11 protein-coding genes are annotated in these 19,846 nt (G+C 48.2%); all 11 read left to right on the top strand.

Annotation, left to right across the window (positions count from 1 at the left end; all coding sequences use genetic code 11):
* The coding region (locus RMO79_RS13885) for an aminotransferase class III-fold pyridoxal phosphate-dependent enzyme (RefSeq protein WP_310483752.1) at positions 1-1,598 on the top strand (1,598 nt) is incomplete at its 5' end.
* Positions 1,599-1,837: 239 nt separating this feature from the next.
* Positions 1,838-2,668: a methyltransferase, TIGR04325 family gene (locus tag RMO79_RS13880; protein ID WP_310483751.1), complete on the top strand. Its 831-nt coding sequence runs from the start codon at positions 1,838-1,840 to the stop codon at positions 2,666-2,668.
* A 106-nt stretch (positions 2,669-2,774) separates the two neighbouring features.
* A complete protein-coding gene (locus RMO79_RS13875) occupies positions 2,775-6,053 on the top strand; it encodes an amino acid adenylation domain-containing protein (protein WP_310483750.1) in 3,279 nt (1,092 codons plus the stop codon).
* Positions 6,054-6,179: 126 nt separating this feature from the next.
* Positions 6,180-10,244: a condensation domain-containing protein gene (locus RMO79_RS13870; RefSeq protein ID WP_310483749.1), complete on the top strand. Its 4,065-nt coding sequence runs from the start codon at positions 6,180-6,182 to the stop codon at positions 10,242-10,244.
* Positions 10,241-11,566 carry a hypothetical protein gene (locus RMO79_RS13865; RefSeq protein ID WP_310483748.1) on the top strand — a complete coding sequence of 442 codons (1,326 nt, stop codon included), beginning with the start codon at positions 10,241-10,243 and terminating at the stop codon, positions 11,564-11,566. Before RMO79_RS13870 ends, RMO79_RS13865 begins: the two co-directional genes overlap by 4 nt.
* Positions 11,567-11,680: 114 nt before the next feature.
* Complete coding sequence (locus RMO79_RS13860) at positions 11,681-13,444, top strand: ABC transporter ATP-binding protein (RefSeq protein ID WP_310483747.1); 1,764 nt, start codon at positions 11,681-11,683, stop codon at positions 13,442-13,444.
* 197 nt (positions 13,445-13,641) lie between these two features.
* Positions 13,642-14,877, top strand: coding sequence for a glycosyltransferase (locus RMO79_RS13855; RefSeq protein ID WP_396136598.1), 1,236 nt, complete (start codon positions 13,642-13,644; stop codon positions 14,875-14,877).
* Positions 14,878-14,976: 99 nt separating this feature from the next.
* Positions 14,977-16,281: a glycosyltransferase gene (locus RMO79_RS13850; RefSeq protein ID WP_310483745.1), complete on the top strand. Its 1,305-nt coding sequence runs from the start codon at positions 14,977-14,979 to the stop codon at positions 16,279-16,281.
* Positions 16,282-16,554: 273 nt separating this feature from the next.
* A complete protein-coding gene (locus RMO79_RS13845; RefSeq protein ID WP_310483744.1) occupies positions 16,555-17,553 on the top strand; it encodes a hypothetical protein in 999 nt (332 codons plus the stop codon).
* Between the two features lie 104 nt (positions 17,554-17,657).
* Positions 17,658-18,839 carry a glycosyltransferase family 4 protein gene (locus RMO79_RS13840; RefSeq protein ID WP_310483743.1) on the top strand — a complete coding sequence of 394 codons (1,182 nt, stop codon included), beginning with the start codon at positions 17,658-17,660 and terminating at the stop codon, positions 18,837-18,839.
* An 8-nt stretch (positions 18,840-18,847) separates the two neighbouring features.
* Positions 18,848-19,828, top strand: coding sequence for an acyltransferase (locus RMO79_RS13835; RefSeq protein ID WP_310483742.1), 981 nt, complete (start codon positions 18,848-18,850; stop codon positions 19,826-19,828).
* Positions 19,829-19,846: the final 18 nt, after the last annotated feature.

The following is a 19,846-nucleotide window of genomic DNA, read 5'->3' as shown; positions in this document are numbered from 1 at the left end:
CCGCAACGGCAATTTCCCCCCCCCCCCCCAATCCGACCAAATCAAACGGCCCCGGCGCGAAAATACAGAAAACAGTCACCACCGCTTTTACAAGCGAACAGCAAGCACACCAAAATCGGATCGTCGCCCGCTACAACGATCGCACCGCAGAATCCAAACGTCAAGCTCAAGAGCATCGCCGCTACCTTGCCGATCCGCGCACGGTGTCTGGATTTACGCCCCTGCTCAAAGAGATGGTATACCAGATCGTCATCGATCGATCGGCGGGTTCCAAGCTGTGGGATGTCGATGGTAATGAATACGTCGATATTACTAACGGTTTCGGTCTAAATTTCTTCGGTTGGAACCCAGATTTTGTCACCAAAGCGGTGATGGCGCAAATGGAAAAAGGGATCGAAATCGGCCCCCAAACGCCGCTGGCTGGGCGGGTTGCTAAATCGATCGTCGAATTTACTGGCATGGAACGGGTGGCTTTTTGCAATACCGGATCGGAAGCAGTCATGGCGACATTACGCCTCGCCCGTACCGTCACCGGACGCAACCTCATTGCCACCTTTAACGGCGATTATCATGGCACCTTTGACGAAGTATTATATCGCCAAGGGCCGAAGCACAGAACCCTTCCAGCCGCTCCAGGCTTGATGTCTGAGATGTTCGAGAACTTACTAGTATTAGACTACGGCACCCCCGAATCACTCGCAATCCTCCGCGAACGTGCCGACGAACTCGCCGGAATTTTAGTCGAACCCGTCCGCAGTCGCGATCCTGGCTTCCAGCCGCGCGAATTCTTGCAAGAGTTACGCACTCTGACTACCCAGTCGGAAACAGCTTTAATATTTGACGAGGTGGTAACTGGCTTCCGCGTTCATCCCGGCGGCGCACAAGCTTACTTTGGTATTCAAGCAGACATGGCAACCTACGGCAAAGTCGTCGGCGGCGGCTTACCTATCGGCATCGTTGCAGGTAAAGCCGAATATATGGATGCCTTAGATGGCGGCTTCTGGGAGTTTGGCAACAATTCCATCCCCGAAGTCGGCGTGACCTTCTTTGCAGGTACCTTCGTCCGGCACCCAATGGCTCTCGCCGCAGCAGCAGCGGTACTCGACAAACTCAAAGAGGGCGGGCCAGAACTACAAATATCTTTAAGTGCCAAAGTCGAGAAATTTGTCAAACAAATGCGACAACATTTCGATCGAGTCGGCGCACCGATTAAGATTGAATATTTCAGTTCGTTCTTTTATATTACCTATCCAGCCGAAGTAACTTATGGCGGCTTGCTGTTCTACATGCTGCGGGAAAAAGGAGTGCATATTTGGGAATATCGTCCGTGCTTCTTTACCCTCGCCCATACCGATGAAGATATCGAATTTGTCGCCAGAGCGTTTAAAGATACCGTCGCCGAATTGCAAACAATGGGCTTTTTACCAGGCATTAGCGAATTAGGTAATCTAGTTACAACACCTAGCAGCGATAAATTCGACAGTCAACATCCACCCCAAGCTGGTGCCAGATTAGGTAAAGATCCAGATGGCAATCTTGCCTGGTATATTCCCGATCTAGAACGCCCTGGTAAGTACTTGCAAATGGGAAATATTTAAATATGAGTTGAGTGGTAATTTTCGCTGATAATTACCACTCAACTACATGTAAGTAGCTAGGTGCAAATGTTTGTTAGATATAAATCGCCTGAAACATAGATGGTGGATTGGGGTGCGAGCTTTGCGGGGGAAGCTTCCCCCGCAAACGTCGCTTCGGGTCACCCGCCCAGCAGCACTGCCCACCCTACGCAATATCTTTAAACTCGTACGCCCACAATGTATCCTCAAATTAAAACTAAATGAACGAGCCACAATCCCAAGGTTTAAAACAAATTTTTCGAGACTTATTAGTGAGTACTCCGATCGTGTCAGATTATTATCTGCATCACTGGGTATTTCCCAAAACTAGTGCTAGTTGCTCTCACCTTTTTTCATCCTTTGGTGCGGCGACTCAGGCGATTCCCAAGCGAGTCGAGGTTGGTTATAATCAACCCGAATTTTACAGCAAGTCACCAGCCGAAAATATCAAAAATATGGAAGCTGTGACCTCATTTACCAAGCCGATCGATTATCCAGTCATGGTTTGGCTGAAGGAAGCATTTAACGATAGTAAAACTGTTTTCGATCTCGGTGGAAATACTGGATATGGCTACTATACTTATCAAAAATTCTTTGCATATCCATCTGGTCTAAAATGGAAAGTTTGCGACCTGCCAGAAGCAGTAAAAGCAGGCGAACAAATGTTGTCGGAAATCGACAGTCCGGGCTTATCATACACGACAGAAGTTGCCGATGCGAATGGAGCGGATATCTTTATTACTGCTGGTACACTCCAATACATGGAACCATCCTTAATCGAATTACTAAATAAACTCGACACGAAGCCGCGCCATCTCATCGTCCATCACGTTCCATTTTATGATGGTAAAGAGTATTTTACATTGCAGAATTTACTCGAATCATACGTGCCGTATAAAATTCAAAACAAACAGCAATTTCTCGATTCGCTCAAACTCTTAGGATACGAAGTAATCGATACTTGGCAGATCCCCAGAACCTGTCGCATCCCTTTTCATCCAGAATGTTTTGTGGATGCTTATAGTGGTTTTTACTTGCGGTTAGCAACCTAAACTCAGCATTTTTATCGATATAGTCTGCTTCGAGCCGCTGTTAAACTGGTGAATATTTAATCGATACCGCCGACACCCATACATCCCCTCCCCCATCCAAACACCCATGATAGATTTACAGCAATTAGCCACGCCAGTGAACTTCGATCCATTTGCGGATGGAGATATCGTTCTAACTGCTCCCGCCACAGCCGCTCAAAAAGAAATCTGGGCATCAGTGAAGATGGGTGAAGATGCCAACTGTGCGTATAACGAATCGATATCGCTGAGTTTGCAAGGAGAACTGAATGTCGATAATCTCACCACCGCACTCAACTTATTAGTAGAACGCCACGAATCGCTCCGAACTACACTCAGTCCCGACGGCGAAATGTTGTGTATTAATAGTTCGTCGCAGCTTGAAATTCAGTCGATCGATCTAGCGAATTTAACACCCTCAGCACAGGCGGAAAAAATCGCCGCACTCAAACATCAATCGGTTGTCACACCCTTCGATCTCCAGCATGATGCCTTATTTAGAGTAGCATTGCTCAAACTTACCGATCGCGAACATCAGTTGCTGTTAAGTGCCCACCACATTATCTGCGATGGTTGGTCTTGGGGCGTAATTATTACCGATTTGGGCAAACTATATTCGGGTGTAAAATCGGGCGATGGTGCCGATCTCGATCCTGTCGATGTGTTTAGCGATTACGCCAAAGAACTAGCAACTCAGGTGGGGAGCCAAACAGAGCAGGAAATTACCGCCTATTGGCTCCAACAATTTTCCGGCTCGATTCCCGTCTTAGATTTACCCACAGATTATCCCCGTCCGAAATTAAGAACTTTTGAATCCGATCGGCTCGATTACGAACTGTCTGCTGCTGTAGTGGCGGGATTGAAGCAACTCGGTAAAGCGAGTGGCTGTAGTTTTATGACAGTGCTGATTGCCAGTTTTGAAATTCTCTTACACCGGATTACGGGGCAAGATGACCTGGTAGTCGGCGTACCATCTGCGGGACAATTAACCGCAGAACAGTATAATCTCGTCGGTCACTGTGTCAATTTGCTGCCACTGCGGACGCAAATCGATGGGAACCAATCTTTTCAAGATTATCTAGCCGCTAGAAGTTCGGCGATTCTCGATGCATACGATCGCCAACCTTTTACATTTGGCAGTTTGCTCTCTAAACTAGTTTTACCTAGAGATGCCAGTCGAATTCCGCTGGTAAGTGTCATTTTTAATATCGATCGCGGGTTAGAATCAGACCAGCTCGATTATGCCGATTTAGATGTTACTTACGTTACCAATCCCCGCCGATCCGAAAATTTTGAGTTATATATTAATGCCACCGAATTCAAAGATAAAACGATCTTAGAGTGGCAATATAATACCAACTTATTCGCTCCGGCGACGATCGATCGCCGGATGGCAGAGTTTGAGACCCTCCTGGCTGGCATCGTCGCCAATCCCCAGCAACAGCTCGATCGGTTACCGATATTACCCCAGCACCAACGCCAAACGATCGAGAATTGGAGTCGAGATCCAGTTGCTTATCCGCACGAGCTGTGCATCCATCAACTCGTCGAAGCCCAAGTCGCCAAAACGCCACAGGCGATCGCCATCGAGTGGGAAACTGAATCGATGACTTACGATCGACTCAACCACCACGCCAATCAATTAGCTCATTACTTACAAACATTAGGTGTTGGCGCAAACAGTCTCGTAGGTATTTATATCGATCGATCGATCGATCTGCTCGTCGGCGTACTTGGCATCCTCAAAGCAGGCGGCGCATATATTCCCCTCGATCCGACTTATCCCCAAGAGCGGATTGCCTTTATGCTAGCTGATGCTAAGGCATCAGTCGTGCTGACACAACAAGCATCGCTCGCAAATTTACCAGAATTTGATGCCCACAAGGTTTGCATCGATACCGACTGGGAGCAGATCGCACTCCACAGCAGCGACAACCCAAACACCGCAATTACCCCCGCCAACTTAGCCTACGTTATTTACACTTCTGGTTCGACAGGCACCCCCAAAGGTGTCTCGCTCAACCATCGTCCGCTCGTCAACCTGATCGCGTGGCAGATCGCCGCATCCCCACTCTCCCCCACCGCCAAAACCTTACAATTTACGCCCATTAGTTTCGACGTTTCCTTCCAAGAAATCTTCGCTACTTGGTGCGCTGGTGGCACGCTCGTCCCGATTGGCGACGATACCCGCAAAGATGCGAGCGAATTACTCCAGTTGCTCAAAGATCGCGCCATCGAGCGATTATTCCTCCCCTTCGTCGCTCTCCAACAACTCGCAGAAGTAGCTCACAGTCGTAATATTACCTGTCCCGCACTGCGTCAAGTCATTACCGCAGGCGAACAACTCCAGATCTCCAGCTCGATCGCTAACTGGTTCGCACAGCAGCCGCAGTGCAGCTTGCACAACCATTACGGGCCATCCGAAACCCATGTAGTCACAGCATACACCCTCACAGGCGCGCCCCACACCTGGATGTCGCTACCCCCGATCGGACGGGCGATCGACAATACCCAAGTTTACCTGCTCGACGCGCATTACCAACCCGTCCCGATCGGCGTGACAGGCGAATTGTGGGTAGGTGTCGCAGATGAGGTGCGCGGCTACCTCGATCGACCCGAACTCACCGCCGCTAAATTCATTCCCAACCCCTTAGAGCCAAAGACTACCGCCAGACTCTATCGGACGGGCGATTTAGCCCGCTATCTCCCCGATGGCCATATCGAGTACTTAGGACGCAGCGACGGACAAGTGAAAGTCCGAGGTTTTCGGATCGAACTGGGCGAAATCGAAGCCACGATCGGGCGATTTCCCGCCACCAGCGAAGCTGTCGCGATCGTCCGCGAAGATGTCCCCGGCGATCGCCGCTTAGTGGCTTATGTGACCCTCAAAGATCGTCAAGACGGCACGATCGCCGAGCTGAAGACCTTTTTAAAGCAAAAACTCCCCGAACACTCCATCCCGACCGTATTTGTGACCTTAGACGCGCTTCCGCTGACCCCCAGCGGCAAAGTCGATCGGCGCGCTTTACCCATCCCCGATGCCTCAAGACGCGATCTCGATGCTAGTTACGTCGCACCCACTACCCCGATGGAAACCCAAATCGTCCAGGTTTGGGGCGAAATTCTCAAGTTAGACAAAATTGGCATTCACGATAACTTCTTCGAGCTAGGCGGTTATTCACTCCTCGGTACCCAAGCGATCGCGCGGTTGCGCCAGCTATTTGGTGTCGATTTAGCCTTACGGGTGTTATTTGAACTCCCCACTGTCGCCGAATTAGCCAATCGCGTCGCTACCCTCCAGTGGGCAACCCAGAGCCTCGCCAATACCCCCGCCGCTACTGGCGATTTTGAAGAAGGAGAGCTTTAGGAGAGGTTTTAGGCTTTAGGTTTTAGGTTTTAGGCTTTAGGCTTTAGGCTTTGGAACTGCGTTCTAGATTTCTTACTTATTACTTCTTACTCCTTACTCCTTACTCCCCACACCCCCATCTCTAATATGAAAACATTAAATGAATTGCTCGATCGGCTGCGGGTATTAGAAATCGCGATTTGGTTAGAAGATGATAAACTCCGGTACCGCGCTCCAGCAGGAGCGATGACCCCAGAAATTATCGATCGATTAAAAGCGTCCAAACCGGAAATTATCGCCTTCTTACAACAGGTTAGGCGCGATGCGAGTAGCAGTCGTCCGCCGCTAATACCGATCGCGCGGGATGGTGCGATTCCGCTATCTTTTGCCCAGCAGCGGTTTTGGTTGCTGCATCAGTTTGAACCCACGAGTTCTGCGAATAATATGCCCGTCGTGTTACATCTGACAGGCAAGCTCGATCTTGCAGCATGGGAACGCAGCTTGACTGAAATCGTCCGCCGCCATGAAATTATCCGCACGACTTTTCCAGTTACCGACGGACAGCCGCGTCAAGAGATCGCCCAAAATGTCGTCGTTACAGTCCCGATCGCCGACTTGCGCCACCTTACCCCAGATCTCCGCGATGCCGCTGCCTTAGAGATTGCCACTACCCTCGCCCAACAGCCGTTCGACTTGGCAACCGAACTGATGCTGCACGTCAAACTGATCCAGCTCCAGGATGAGGAATATCTGTTTATCTGGTGTATGCACTGTATTACGGGCGATGGTAGTTCTTCCGATATTTTTTATCGCGAACTGACGACTATTTATGCCGCGTTTTCGCAAGGGCAACCATCGCCATTACCCGAATTACCGATTCAATATGCCGACTTTGCCCAATGGCAGCGATCGTGGCTGCAAGGTGAGGTATTAGATGGGCAACTCCAATACTGGAAACAGCAACTGAGTGGGGCACTGACAGCCATTCCCTTGCCCACCGATTTCGATCGCCCCCCCGTGCAAACCTATCGGGGAGATCGCTGTCCCCGGATGTTTTCCAACCGCTTGCACGACGATTTACTCAAGCTCGCTCACAATTCTGGTGCTAGCTTATTTATGATCCTCCTCGCTGCCTTTGAAACCTTGCTATATCGGTATTCTGGACGCGAAGATCTGCTCGTTAGCTTTACCAATGCCGGACGCGATCGGATCGAACTCGAAAATGCGATCGGCTTCTTTTCGGGAACGCTACTGATGCGGACAAATTTTGCAGGCAATCCCACCTTCCGATCCGTCCTCGATCGCGTCAAGCATGAAGCCTTAGAAGCCCACGCCCATCAGGATTTACCCTTTGAAAAACTGCTCGAAGAACTACCCCCCGCACCCGATGGGCAACGATCGCCGTTATTTCAAATTAAATTCGCCCTCAATCCGCCGTGGACGAACGGACGCGGCATGTCTACGATCGAATTACCAGATCTCGCCATCGACTCGCTATTTGGTTATATCTATCACGGGCAAACTAAATTCGATCTAATTCTGGTAATGCGCGAACAAGTCCAAGGCTTAGGTGCCGTGTTCGATTACAATGCCGACATTTTCGATGCGAGTACGGCAAATCGGATGATGGAGCATTTTGAGATGCTGCTTCAAGAAATCGTCATCGATCCAGATCGACCGATTTTAGATTTACCGATGCTCGATCCTGCCGAACGTCAACAATTAACCTTACCACCAGTCGATCGACCCATCGAGTGCTTGCCCGAACTGGTGGCAATTCGCGCGATCGAGACCCCCAAGGCGATCGCCATTAGTTGTGAAGATCGGTTGTTCACTTACGAAGAACTCAACTATCAAGCCGATCGATTCGCCCATTATCTCGACGATCGGGGCGTGAAATCTGGCGACCTCATCGCACTCTGGATCGAGCCTTCCCTCGATTTGGCAGTGGCTATTTTAGGAATTTTGAAACTTGGCGGTACTTATGTGCCGATCGACTCTTCAGCCCCTATTGAAGGGCAGATGGATCGACTCCAGCAGCTTGGGATTAGCTTAGTTTTAACCCGCGCAGCCACGCTCGATCGCCTGCAAACTACCTCCATCCAGTCGATCGTCCTGGCTCCAAATTTAACTGGAATTGCCGATGGTACTGGCGACCAGATGATAAAAGTCGCACCGACCGATGTGGCAATCGTCGTCGATCCGAGCGGTTCGAGCGAGAAATTAACCGCGATCGCCCTGACTCACGCCGAACTGGTTGGTAACGCCCGCGCCCTAGCCACAGCCTGGGCACTAACTAGCGACGATCGGCTATTACTATCGGCAAGTTCGATCGCCAGCAGCACGATCGAAGAACTGTTTGCCTGTTGGAGTTGTGGCGCAACCGCCATTTTACCCAGCGATCGCCAACCCCAAGCAATGGTCGATCTTTTAGAGTGGATCGATCGTCGTCAAGTTAGCGTTCTCAATCTGGCAGATCGGGCTTGGCAAGAATGGTCGAACGCCCCATTAGTATTAAAAAGTGGCTTACCAGCTTGTCTGCGATTAGTCACCGTCGTCGGAGCGGCAGCGACTTCAACTGCGGCGTATCAGCAGTGGCGCGAACTAGTGGGCACTCCCCGCTGGATTTATCGCCATCGATCGCCAGCCACCACCACCACGATCGCCATCTACGATCCGGGTGTAGATCCAACCGACCGCAACCGATCGATCTTACCGATCGGTCGTCCGCTTGCCAACCTGCCCGCCTACATCCTCGACTCCCAGCTTCAACTATTGCCGATTGGCATTCCCGGCGATTTGTATCTAGAATGGCATCCCGGATCTCGTACCGAACTGACTACCGCAACCCTGGTGCCCCACCCATTCCGTCCCCATGCCCAGCTCCTCAAAACAGGCGAAATCGCCCGTTACTTACTCGATGGCAACTTAGAACTACGGACGGAAACCGATAGCACGCCTAAGATCCGGACGATTTCCCCACCGCGATCGGGCGCGATCGCCACCGCCGATGAAATCGAATGCCAACTCACCGAGATCTGGGAAAACACCTTCAATCTAAACCCGATCGGATTAGACGATAACTTTTTTGAATTGGGGGGCTATTCATTACTCGCTGTGAGCCTATTTGCCAAAATCGAGCAAAAACTCGGTAAAAATCTCCCTTTATCCCTCTTATTACCAGCTCCCACGATCCGCCAATTGGCGAACTTATTGCGCGAACCGATCTCGGCTGATGCCTGGTCGCCATTAGTCACAATTCAAACCGGGACAGCCGATCGTCCGCCGTTGTTTTGTATGCACGGTGGCGGCTTCAACGTCTTAATCTATCGAGATCTCGCCCTCAAACTCGGAGCCGAACAAACCGTCTATGGATTGCAAGCACGGGAACTAGATGGGAATAGCCCGATTCGCGATCGCTTAGAAGATATTGCTGCTGACTATATCCAGCAAATTCAAACCATCCAACCCCAGGGGCCTTACCTACTGTGCGGTTTATCTAACGGTGGTAATATTGCCCTAGAAATGGCCCAACAACTCCAACAACAAGGACAACAAATCGCCTTATTAGCGATGTTCGATACCTATGCTCCCGGCGGTGCAAAATTGTTACCAACAGTACCGCGCTTGATCTCGTCATTGTCCTATGCTGCGGCGTACAGCTTACCGCGCATCAAGACCAAACTCCAAGATCGCGGTTTTCAGGGCATCAGTACCGAAATCCAGACCAAACTGCAAGCGCAAAGGCATTCCGCTCCCCTGGAGAATCGCCACGATCGCGTGCCTAAGTCAGTTAGCGACACAATGCCAACTGCTCACAGCGAAAATCCCGTCCAGACATTCGATCGCCAACTCAACTCCATCAGTCAATATATCCTCGAACATTCGCCGTGGGCATTTTTCAAACCGACAGAGCAACTAGCCGCAGTAGACGGTTCTCTATCTACCACCCTCAAAAACCTCGAAGTATCCTATCAAAAAATCCACAAGGCTTATCAACCCCAAGCTTATGCCGGAACGATTACCTTATTTAAAGCGATGGAAACACCTCCAGGTTACTTTATCGATCCCTACTTAGGTTGGAAAAATGTTGCGGCGGGCATCGAAGTCCATAAAATTCCCGGACATCATACATCGTTACTCGAATCGCCAATTTTAGCCGAGAAAATGAAAGCCTGTATCGTGCGAGTCACCGCTAATTTGCCTTCATGATGAAATCTCGCCGAAAATTTTGGACGATATTGTGTCTGGCGATTTTTGTACTGGCGATCGTCGGTGCGATCGCTTGGAAAAAATGGTCGCAGCGATCGCTACCATTATTACCAGCCACAGTAACAACGGCTGGCACCAGTCAGATTCTGCGCGGGCAATATTATGAGGCATCCATTCCGCCATCAGCAGCAGATAGTTATCAATCCGCAGATTTTCGGATCTGGATGCCGCAAAATGTCCCAACGCTGCGGGGGCTAATCGTCAAACAGCATGGCTGCGGCGATGATGCCGCCGCTACCGGACTCAACCATGCTAACGATCTGCAATGGCAAGCATTAGCCGCCAAACATCAGCTTGGATTACTCAGTGCTAAATTTCCGACGGGAACAGATCCCTGTGGGGATTGGGCTTTAATTAATAACGGTTCTCTAACGGCTTTTTTCAATGCACTAGAGCTGTTGGGAACCCAGAGCAAGCATTTAGAACTCAACCGAGTTCCGTGGGCGTTGTGGGGGCATTCAGGCGGCGCAGATTGGATCGTTCAGATCTTCCAGCAATACCCCGATCGCACGATCGCCGCGATCGCTGCTAGGGGAGGCGCGTTTACACTCTTGGGTACCAATCCCACCCTCGCCAACACCCCCGTACTATTTGCTTTAGGGGCAAAAGATAACATCGTAGTCAAAGAAACTCGCGATTTACCCACACAAGCATTCGGGCGTTATCGTAAATTAGCCGCACCGTGGGCACTAGCCGTCGCAGCTAACACGGGGCACGAAACTGGCGATACCCGACTGCTCGCCATCCCCTACTTCGATGCCCTCATCACCCAACGTCTACCCCTTCAGGGCAACGATCTCAGACCGATCGATCCCAATCTCGGCTGGCTGGGTAATGTCGCTACTAAAGAGATTGCCCCGATCGCTAAATTTACAGGCGACCCCCTAGCAGCAGCTTGGCTCCCCAATGAGGAAACCGCCCGTAAATGGCAGCAATATGTAACTACGGGCAAAATTCCCCCCACCCAAAAACCCAGGGCACCCACCAACCTCCAATCCACCCGCCGCGACTCAAATACCGTCCTCCTCACCTGGCAATATTCACCCGATCTCGAATCTGGACTCCCCGCATTTCGGATCGATCGCAACCAGTCAGCAATCGCCACCATCCCCAAACCCAGACACAACTTCGGCGATGCGCCAGATTCACCCCATCCCGTACTAGAGTTCGCAGACAAGAATGCTACGCTAAATGCAAGCTATTCGATCGTCGCCATTAACCAATTAGGTGAAAGCAGATCTGAATCGATCTCGGCGAGATAGGCTTTAGGCTTTTGGCTTTAGGTTTTTGGCTTTGGAACTGCGTTCCTTACTCCTTACTCCTTACTCCTTACTCCTTACTCCTTACTCCTTACTCCTTACTCCCCACACCTCCTCGTGCGTCAATACCTTTCAAAATTCCTGTATATCCTCGAAGGCAAGTACGCTAACCTCGCATTTATGGTGATGCTATTTATCTTTGTTTCGGGGCTAGAAGTCATCGGAACTGGACTAGTCGGGCCATTTATTTCCCTGGCTACCAATCCCGATGCGATCGCCGAAAATAGCTGGCTCAATGCGATTTATCAACAGTCGCATTTGAGTTCTAAGAGTCAATTTTTAATAGCGATCGGCTGTACTGTCATTGCTATTTTTTATGTCAAATCATTTTTGAGCTTTAACTCTCAAAAACTTATTTTTGAATTTGGATTTAGACAGCAAGGCGAGTTAGCAGCTAGATTGATGCATCGATATTTAGCCGCTCCATACACTTTTCATTTAGGTAGGAACAGTGCTTCTTTAATTCAAAATATTACAGTCGAGACAGAGCGATTTAGTAATGGTGTGATGATGCCGTTGCTGACTTCGATCTCGAATTCGGTAGTCACATTAGCACTAGTCGGGCTATTAGTAACAACCAACGCCCTAGCAATGATTGTCATCGGTGGAATTTTAGTGCTGTCTTACGGTTTATTGGAATCTTCCAAACATCGAATTGCCCGATGGGGCAAAGAAGGTTCGGATGCGCGAACTGAGATGATTCGACTGATAAATCATGGCATGGGCGGTCTGAAAGAAACCCGAATTATCGGCTGCGAGCCATATTTTGAAGGTCAAATGCAAAGTCAGATCGATAAATATTCAGTTAGTGGTAGCTTGGCATTGAGCTTTACTAATTTGCCACGTTATGTAGTCGAAGCTTTTTTGATTACTTTTCTGATCGTGTTTACTTTTTTGTTTATTTCGACCAACCAAGGTAACGTTCAAAGTCTCAGTTCGGTACTGGGGATATTTGCATTAGCTTCGATTCGACTATTACCAGCCGTCGGTAATTTATTATCGTCGATTAATGGCATTAGATATAATGCCTACTCTTTAGATAAAATTTATCTAGATCTCAAGGAATTAGAAGACGAAATTTTACCCAGCCTCGGATCGAGTCAGATTAAATCTAGTTTACCATTTCGAGATCGGATCGTTTTAGATGATATTTCTTATCATTATCCCAAAACTGCCAAGATTTCGCTCGATCGGATCGCGCTAGAAATTAAGAAAGGCGAATCGATCGGCTTGATCGGCAGATCGGGAGCCGGGAAAACAACCCTAGTCGATACTATTTTAGGTCTATTAGTACCGCAATCGGGAGATATTACCGTCGATGGAACTTCAATTTATACCGATTTACGTGCTTGGCAAAATTCGATCGGCTATGTGCCCCAGTCGATCTTTTTAATCGATGATACGCTCGAAAAAAATATTGCCTTTGGCGTTCCAGATTACCAGATCGATCTTCAAAAATTAACCAAGGCAATTATCGCCTCACAATTAGAAGAACTAGTCGAACAACTTCCTCACGGTCTAGATACGATGGTCGGCGAACGTGGCGTACTACTTTCTGGCGGTCAACGTCAACGAGTCGGCATCGCCCGCGCCCTCTATCACGAACGAGAAATTCTCGTTTTTGATGAAGCAACAGCAGCTTTAGATAACGAAACAGAAGCTTTAGTGACCGAATCGATTAAATCTTTAAGCGGCATTAAAACCATGATTATCATCGCGCATCGACTCTCAACGATCGAACATTGCGATCGAATTTACATGTTAGAGAAAGGTCACGTCGTCAAGTCTGGTAGCTTTGAGGAGGTTGTCAAAGGTTACTAATAGACTTCCTGCGAAAGTCATCGTGTCGGGTGACCCGACACGAAGGGAATAGGGAGAACAACCATAGAAGAAAACGGTACTGAAAAAGATGATATTTTTACTTTCGCAGGATGTCTAATATTTAGACAAGATCGAATCACAATTTACGACTCAATCGCCAAATTCTTTATGCAGCCAATATTGCAACAATCATGAATATGAAAGTCTTAAATCTAAGTACTTTCGATCTTGCTGGTGGCGCAGCTAGAGCCGCCTATCGCATTCATCAAGGTTTGCGATCGATCGATATCGACTCCCAGTTTTTAGTCCAACACAAACAAAGCAGCGATCCGACGGTAATGACGGCGGAACCTAAATTAGCTGCTAAATTGCGATCGATGGGCGATGCCTATCCACTCAAATCTTATCGCCAGCGCACGCAACTATTCTCACCCCAATGGTTTCCCGCCGCACTCCACAAAAGTATCGATCGATTTGCACCAGATATTCTCAATCTCAATTGGATCTGTAATGGCTTCGTCCCCGTCTCCGCCTTAGCCGAATTCAAACAACCGCTAGTATGGACGCTCCAAGATATGTGGGCATTTACAGGCGGCTGCCATTACACATTGGGCTGCGATCGCTATACAGCATCCTGCGGTAATTGTCCCCAACTCCACAGCCAGCGCGAAGCCGACTTATCGCAAGATGTGTGGCAACGTAAAGCCATCGCTTGGCAAAATCTCAATCTCCATCTCGTCGCTCCCAGCCAGTGGATGGCAGACTGTATGCGCGCTTCGGCTCTATTTAAAAATACCCCCATCTCCATCATTCCATTTGGGCTAGATGCGACCGTATTTAAGCCGATCGAGGCGCGGCTTGCCAGAGAAATGTTAAATCTGCCCCAAGACAAACAACTAGTCTTATTCGGCGCAATTGACGCGACAGGCGATACCCGCAAAGGCTTCCACCTACTGCAAGCCGCGCTCCGACAGCTCCGCGCTGAAGGTTGGGGAGATCGGATCGAATTAGTCATTTTCGGCTCCTCCGCACCAGAGCAACCCCTCGATTTAGGCTTCCCCGTCCGCTATTTAGGCAAATTAACCGAAGATCGATCGCTCCAACTCGCCTACGCCGCCGCCGATGTGATGATTGCCCCTTCGATCGAAGAAGCCTTCGGGCAAACCGCCTCCGAATCCCTCGCCTGCGGTACTCCGGTGGTAGTATTTGCCAATACTGGCTTGGCAGATATCGTCGATCCGCACCAAAACGGTTACATTGCCGATCGTGGCGACATTAAAGATCTCGCACGCGGCATCGCCTGGGTGCTCGAAGATCTCGACAGGCATCCCCACCTCCGCGCAGCAGCACGCGCCAAAGCCGAGCGAGAATACGCAATGGACGTACAAGCACATCGTTATAAATCGCTGTTTCAAACCATTTTGGGGGAATAGGGAATAGGGAATAGAGTGCCAGCATCATCCAACTTGCTCTCAGTCCCCCGTCTCCCCGTCCCCCGTCTCCCCGTCTCCCCGTCCCCCCGTCCCCCCTCCATGAAACCACCATCCGCATCACCTATTACCAAGCCGCAGAGATTGATGTTATTCGATCTGGCTTTAGGCGGACATCATGGTAACTATATTCAACACCTCATCGATGATGCTTGCCAACAGCCAGTTGTTAGCACGATCGATATTGTCGTGTTACCGCAGTTTTTAGAGATTCATCGCGATACCGTTGCGGTGATTGCTAGTTACCAGCAGCCAACAATTAACATCGTCCCGATTGCGGCTGATGAAGTCGCCGCCTTGGGAGATCGGAGTTCGGGATTGAGTCGGTTGCAGCGGAACTTTCGCGAATGGCAGATATTTTGTAAATACGCCCGAAATTTGCAAACCACCCACGCACTGATGATGTATTTAGATACCTGCGAACTCCCGTTAGCGGTAGGAATGCAGTCACCTTGTCCATTTTCGGGAATTTATTTTCGACCGACTTTCCACTATGGCATGTTTGCCAACCATCATCCCGATCGCCAAGAGCAATTACAACAATGGCGCAATCGCATTACGCTCGATCGCATCCTCGCACACCCACAGCTTCAGACGGTATTTTGTCTCGATCCTTTTGTCGTTGAAGCACTCAAAACCAATGGCGATCGCGCCAAAATAGTCACGCTTGCCGATCCGGTGGTATCTACCCCCTCAACCGCTATAGATATAGCTGCATACCGCGCCCAGCTCGGCATCAAAACCGATCGCCGGGTGTTTCTGCTATTTGGGGCATTAGATAGGCGCAAAGGCATTTATCAACTGTTACAGGCGATCGAGTTATTACCGCCAGCATTGAGTCAGCAGATGTGCTTGTTATTAGTCGGTAAAACCGCTGCTACCGAGCGCGCCAATCTGGAACGGCAAATTGTCGCATTGCGCCAACATACGCCGATTCAAATTATTGAGTGCTACGATTTTATCCCCGAAGAGGAAGTCTCCAACTACTTTCAATTAGCGGATACGATTTTGGCTCCCTATCAACGGCACGTCGGCATGAGTGGTATTTTACTTTTAGCCGCAGCCGCAGGTAAACCCGTTTTGAGTACCGATTATGGCTTAATGGGAGAATTGGTACGACGCTATAAATTGGGAATAGCGGTAGATGCTACCCAACCATCGGAGCTGATGCAAGCACTCGCACGCTGTCAGACAGCAGCACCCGAAACATTAGGAGATCGATCGCAAATGCAGATATTTGTGGACGAAAATTCGATCGATCGATACACCAGCACAATTTTTCAGTATCTAGATCCCATTCCCAGCGACCCCAGCGACTCACCGATTCCAAATCTCTTGCAACACTAAAGATTAGGCTTTAGGTTTTAGGTTTTAGGTTTTAGGTTTTAGGGAATAGGTTTGAGAAGTAATTACATACTTACTTCTTACTTCTTACTCCTTACTCCTTATACCTTCGCTCTGAAATTAATTAGTCATTGTACTGAGTACGAAGTTTGGTGAAATTGTTAAAGTGGAGTAGCTAAAATAAAATTTATATTTATCTGACGATTTCGCAAAGCGAACGCTGCGCGAACGCACTCGATCGTAATTACTAATAATCAATTAGGAGGAAATTAGCTGATGTCTGTGCCGATCGCGTTTATTTTATGTACTGAAGGTGGTGCCCTAGAACCAGAGTCTTTGTTAATGGTCGAGAGCTTCCGTAAATATACGGGTAAGTTCAAAGATGCACCGCTGTATAGTTTTCAGGTGCGCGAGCAAAATGATGTTTCAGCAGAAACGATTGCCAAACTTACTGCATTTGGAGTCGAGCATCAAAAAGTAGTTCTCAACACCAAATATCCCGACTATCCACTAGCAAACAAACCATTGCTATGTGCGTATGTCGAACAGCATATCGATGCCGAGATTATTGTCTTTCTCGATAGCGATTTAGTCTTCTTTTCCGAACCAACCGAATTTTTATTACCACCCGAATACGATATCGGCATTCGTCCCGAACATCACCAAACGATCGGTTCTGTTGGTAGTTCCGATCCTAATGAAGCCTATTGGCTGCGGCTTTATAATATTGCTGGGGTTACCAACATCGATCGCTTCGTGACGACAACAGTAGATCAGAAAAAAGTCAGAGCATTCTGGAATTCTGGCGTAGTTGCATTCAGGAGAAGTAAAAGAATTTGTACCGCTTGGCAACAGACGATCGAACAGTTATTAGAAGTTGGTACTAGTATTACCACCGAAAATTGGTATTACGAACAGTCGGCTCTATCGGCAACAATTTGTGCCACAACTGCTAAAGTTTTTAACTTTTCTCCCGGCTATAACTATCCCGTGCATTCGCATAATGCCATGCCAGCCACCGAACAGTTGAGCAGCATGGAAGATATCGTTTGCATTCACGATCACCTCTTCCGTCCTCGAAAAGAAGCCTATCGCGAACGAACTTGGGTGAAAACACTCAAGCATCTGAAAAAATTCGATCGATCGACACCCAAATACAAATGGCTTTATGAGTATTTGCAAAAACACAACCCTAAACCCAATCTCGCTCAAAAAACTCTAGAAACCGTCTTATTTTTACCTGGAATTCAATCACTTTTACCTTATAAGGATTAGAGAGTAGCAAGAAGCGATAATCGACAAAGTACGAGCAGCATGTAAATTTAACATTACTCCTGACTCCTGACTCCTTACTTTTTACTCTCCTATCCCCTAATAAAGTGACACAAACATCATTAGATCGGGTAGCCTGGTTATTACCTGATATGGGTACGGGCGGAATTTCATTCCAACATATTCTGAGTGAATTTGCCCAAATTTTCCCAAATACAATTACCTTTACCGGACAATGGCCGGGTTATGCTGCTGGCTTAGAACCTAATTTTAGTGTCGAAGTAGTCGGTGCAACTCGTTATATTGAAATTATTAAAGCTGCTAATGGTTATTCGATCGGATTTTCGGCAGCATCACTCCAAATCGTGCGGCGATTATGGCAATTCAAACCGCAGTTAATATTCGCGAACGCCTTCACTGCTTGGACGGCAATTGCGCTATTACTCAAACCGATTTGTCGCTGGAAAGTAATTATTACTTACGAAGGTGGCTCGGCAATTTACGAGAATCCTAATTCCACCATTCGCTATCAGGCGCGACGGATGATGGCGCGATTGGCCGATGCTTTTGTTGTCAATAGCCGCGCGGGAAAAACTTATTTGCTCGATATTTTGCAAGTAAATCCCGAACGCGTATTTGCCAAACCTTTTTTAGTCCCCAGTCTTCCTACTTTACTCCAATCTTCTGCCACCGAAGCCCCTCAAATCGATGCTAGCGTCAAGCGTCCGATATTTTTGTCTGTCGGGCAAATTATCCCCCGCAAAGGGCTAAAAAACCTGATTGCAGCTTGCAATATCTTGCAACAACAAGGCTACGAAAATTATACATTAGCGATCGTCGGCGATGGCGAACAACAACCCGAACTCGCCGCACTAGTCAAGGAATCTGGTTTAGAAAAACAAGTGCTGTGGATGGGAAAAATTCCTTATCGCTGTTTGGGAGCTTATTTTCAACTTGCCGATGTGTTTATTTTGCCCACATATGACGATATTTGGGGCATGGTGGTACCCGAAGCGATGGCGTTTGGGAAAGCGGTCATTTGCTCCACAGGCGCGGGAGCGGCGGAAATGGTGGCGGCGGGTGCCAACGGTTTTGTCTACCCACCCGATGATATCGAGCGGCTAGCTGGATACATGCAGCAATTTTTAGATAATCCCGATTCGATCCGCTCGATGGGAGATATATCCGCACAAATTATGCTCGAACATACCCCCGAAACAGCTACCGCCTGTTTCGTAGAAGCGATCGAATTTGTCGATCGCAATATTACATCAAAACAACGCATTTAACAACCAATATGAATGCACAATGGTCTATTTTAGCAGGTCTACGTTTTTTCCTCGCATGGGTAGTTGTCTGCCATCATCTGAGCCATTGCGTACCTAGTAACGATCTGCTAGTTTCGTTCCAAAGTTTCACGGGGTTTTCCGCAGTACTCGGATTTTTATTAATCTCTGGCTACTCGATCGCCTGCTCTATTTCCAAAGGAAATACCGGATTTTATCGGCGCAGATTCATGCGCGTGTATCCACTTTATCTAGTCGCGATCTTCGTCTCTTTTATTCCTTTTCTGATTGCTGGTAATGAAATCGTCGTTCTCGATTCAACAAAATATCAGCAACCAACACTTATCAACTTGATTGGTAATTTGTTCTTCCTCCAAGGTTTTCTGGTTTTTCCACTCGGCTCTAACGGCGTAATCTGGACGTTGAGTGTTGAGGTTGTCTGTTATTTGCTCGCACCTTTATTAGTTAAATTAAAACCCCCAGTAATTTTATTATTAATTGCAATTTCAGCGGGATGTTATATCGCCTTCTCCCAGATTGCCCTGCCAAATAAAGATATCGCCTTCTTGAGATATGGATTGCCACTACTGCTATTATCGTGGGCATGGTTGTTAGGCTTTTTCTATTTTTTCCATGCTAAAGAACCGCTGGCAAAAGTATCGATTGTCTTATTAGGCTGCTTCCTCCTCGGATTCCACGGTGGTAATTATGGCTCTTTAGCTAGTTTTACTTACGTACTGAGTGCTTTACTATTAATTTATGCAACTGAGATAACACTGCCTCAAAAGCTTTGTAAGGTGCTCGACTATCTAGGCGAATTATCTTACCCCCTATATTTATTTCATACCCCCGCAATCTTACTCGGCTATGCCGCGATCGGGCTTAAAACTTCATTTTCGCTAATGTTTTTATCTTTAATCTTCTCAGCTCTGTTTTATCATGTCATCGATCTACCCATCCGTCACAAACGGGTTTTAGGCTTTAGGCTTTAGGCTTTAGCAATTGCCCGC

It is taken from the genome of Chamaesiphon sp. VAR_48_metabat_403 (genome assembly GCF_031422475.1).
Lineage (GTDB): Bacteria > Cyanobacteriota > Cyanobacteriia > Cyanobacteriales > Chamaesiphonaceae > Chamaesiphon.
The sequence above is the reverse complement of the archived record's forward strand: the minus strand, read 5'-3'. Positions and strand labels throughout refer to the sequence as shown.

Excerpts from the sequence above, each read along its gene's own strand:
- RMO79_RS13875 (WP_310483750.1), top strand. The coding sequence starts at position 2,775 with ATGATAGATTTACAGCAATTAGCCACGCCAGTGAACTTCGATCCATTT.
- RMO79_RS13855 (WP_396136598.1), top strand. The coding sequence starts at position 13,642 with ATGAAAGTCTTAAATCTAAGTACTTTCGATCTTGCTGGTGGCGCAGCT.
- RMO79_RS13870 (WP_310483749.1), top strand. The coding sequence starts at position 6,180 with ATGAAAACATTAAATGAATTGCTCGATCGGCTGCGGGTATTAGAAATC.
- RMO79_RS13845 (WP_310483744.1), top strand. The coding sequence starts at position 16,555 with ATGTCTGTGCCGATCGCGTTTATTTTATGTACTGAAGGTGGTGCCCTA.
- RMO79_RS13850 (WP_310483745.1), top strand. The coding sequence starts at position 14,977 with ATGAAACCACCATCCGCATCACCTATTACCAAGCCGCAGAGATTGATG.
- RMO79_RS13880 (WP_310483751.1), top strand. The coding sequence starts at position 1,838 with ATGAACGAGCCACAATCCCAAGGTTTAAAACAAATTTTTCGAGACTTA.
- RMO79_RS13835 (WP_310483742.1), top strand. The coding sequence starts at position 18,848 with ATGAATGCACAATGGTCTATTTTAGCAGGTCTACGTTTTTTCCTCGCA.
- RMO79_RS13865 (WP_310483748.1), top strand. The coding sequence starts at position 10,241 with ATGATGAAATCTCGCCGAAAATTTTGGACGATATTGTGTCTGGCGATT.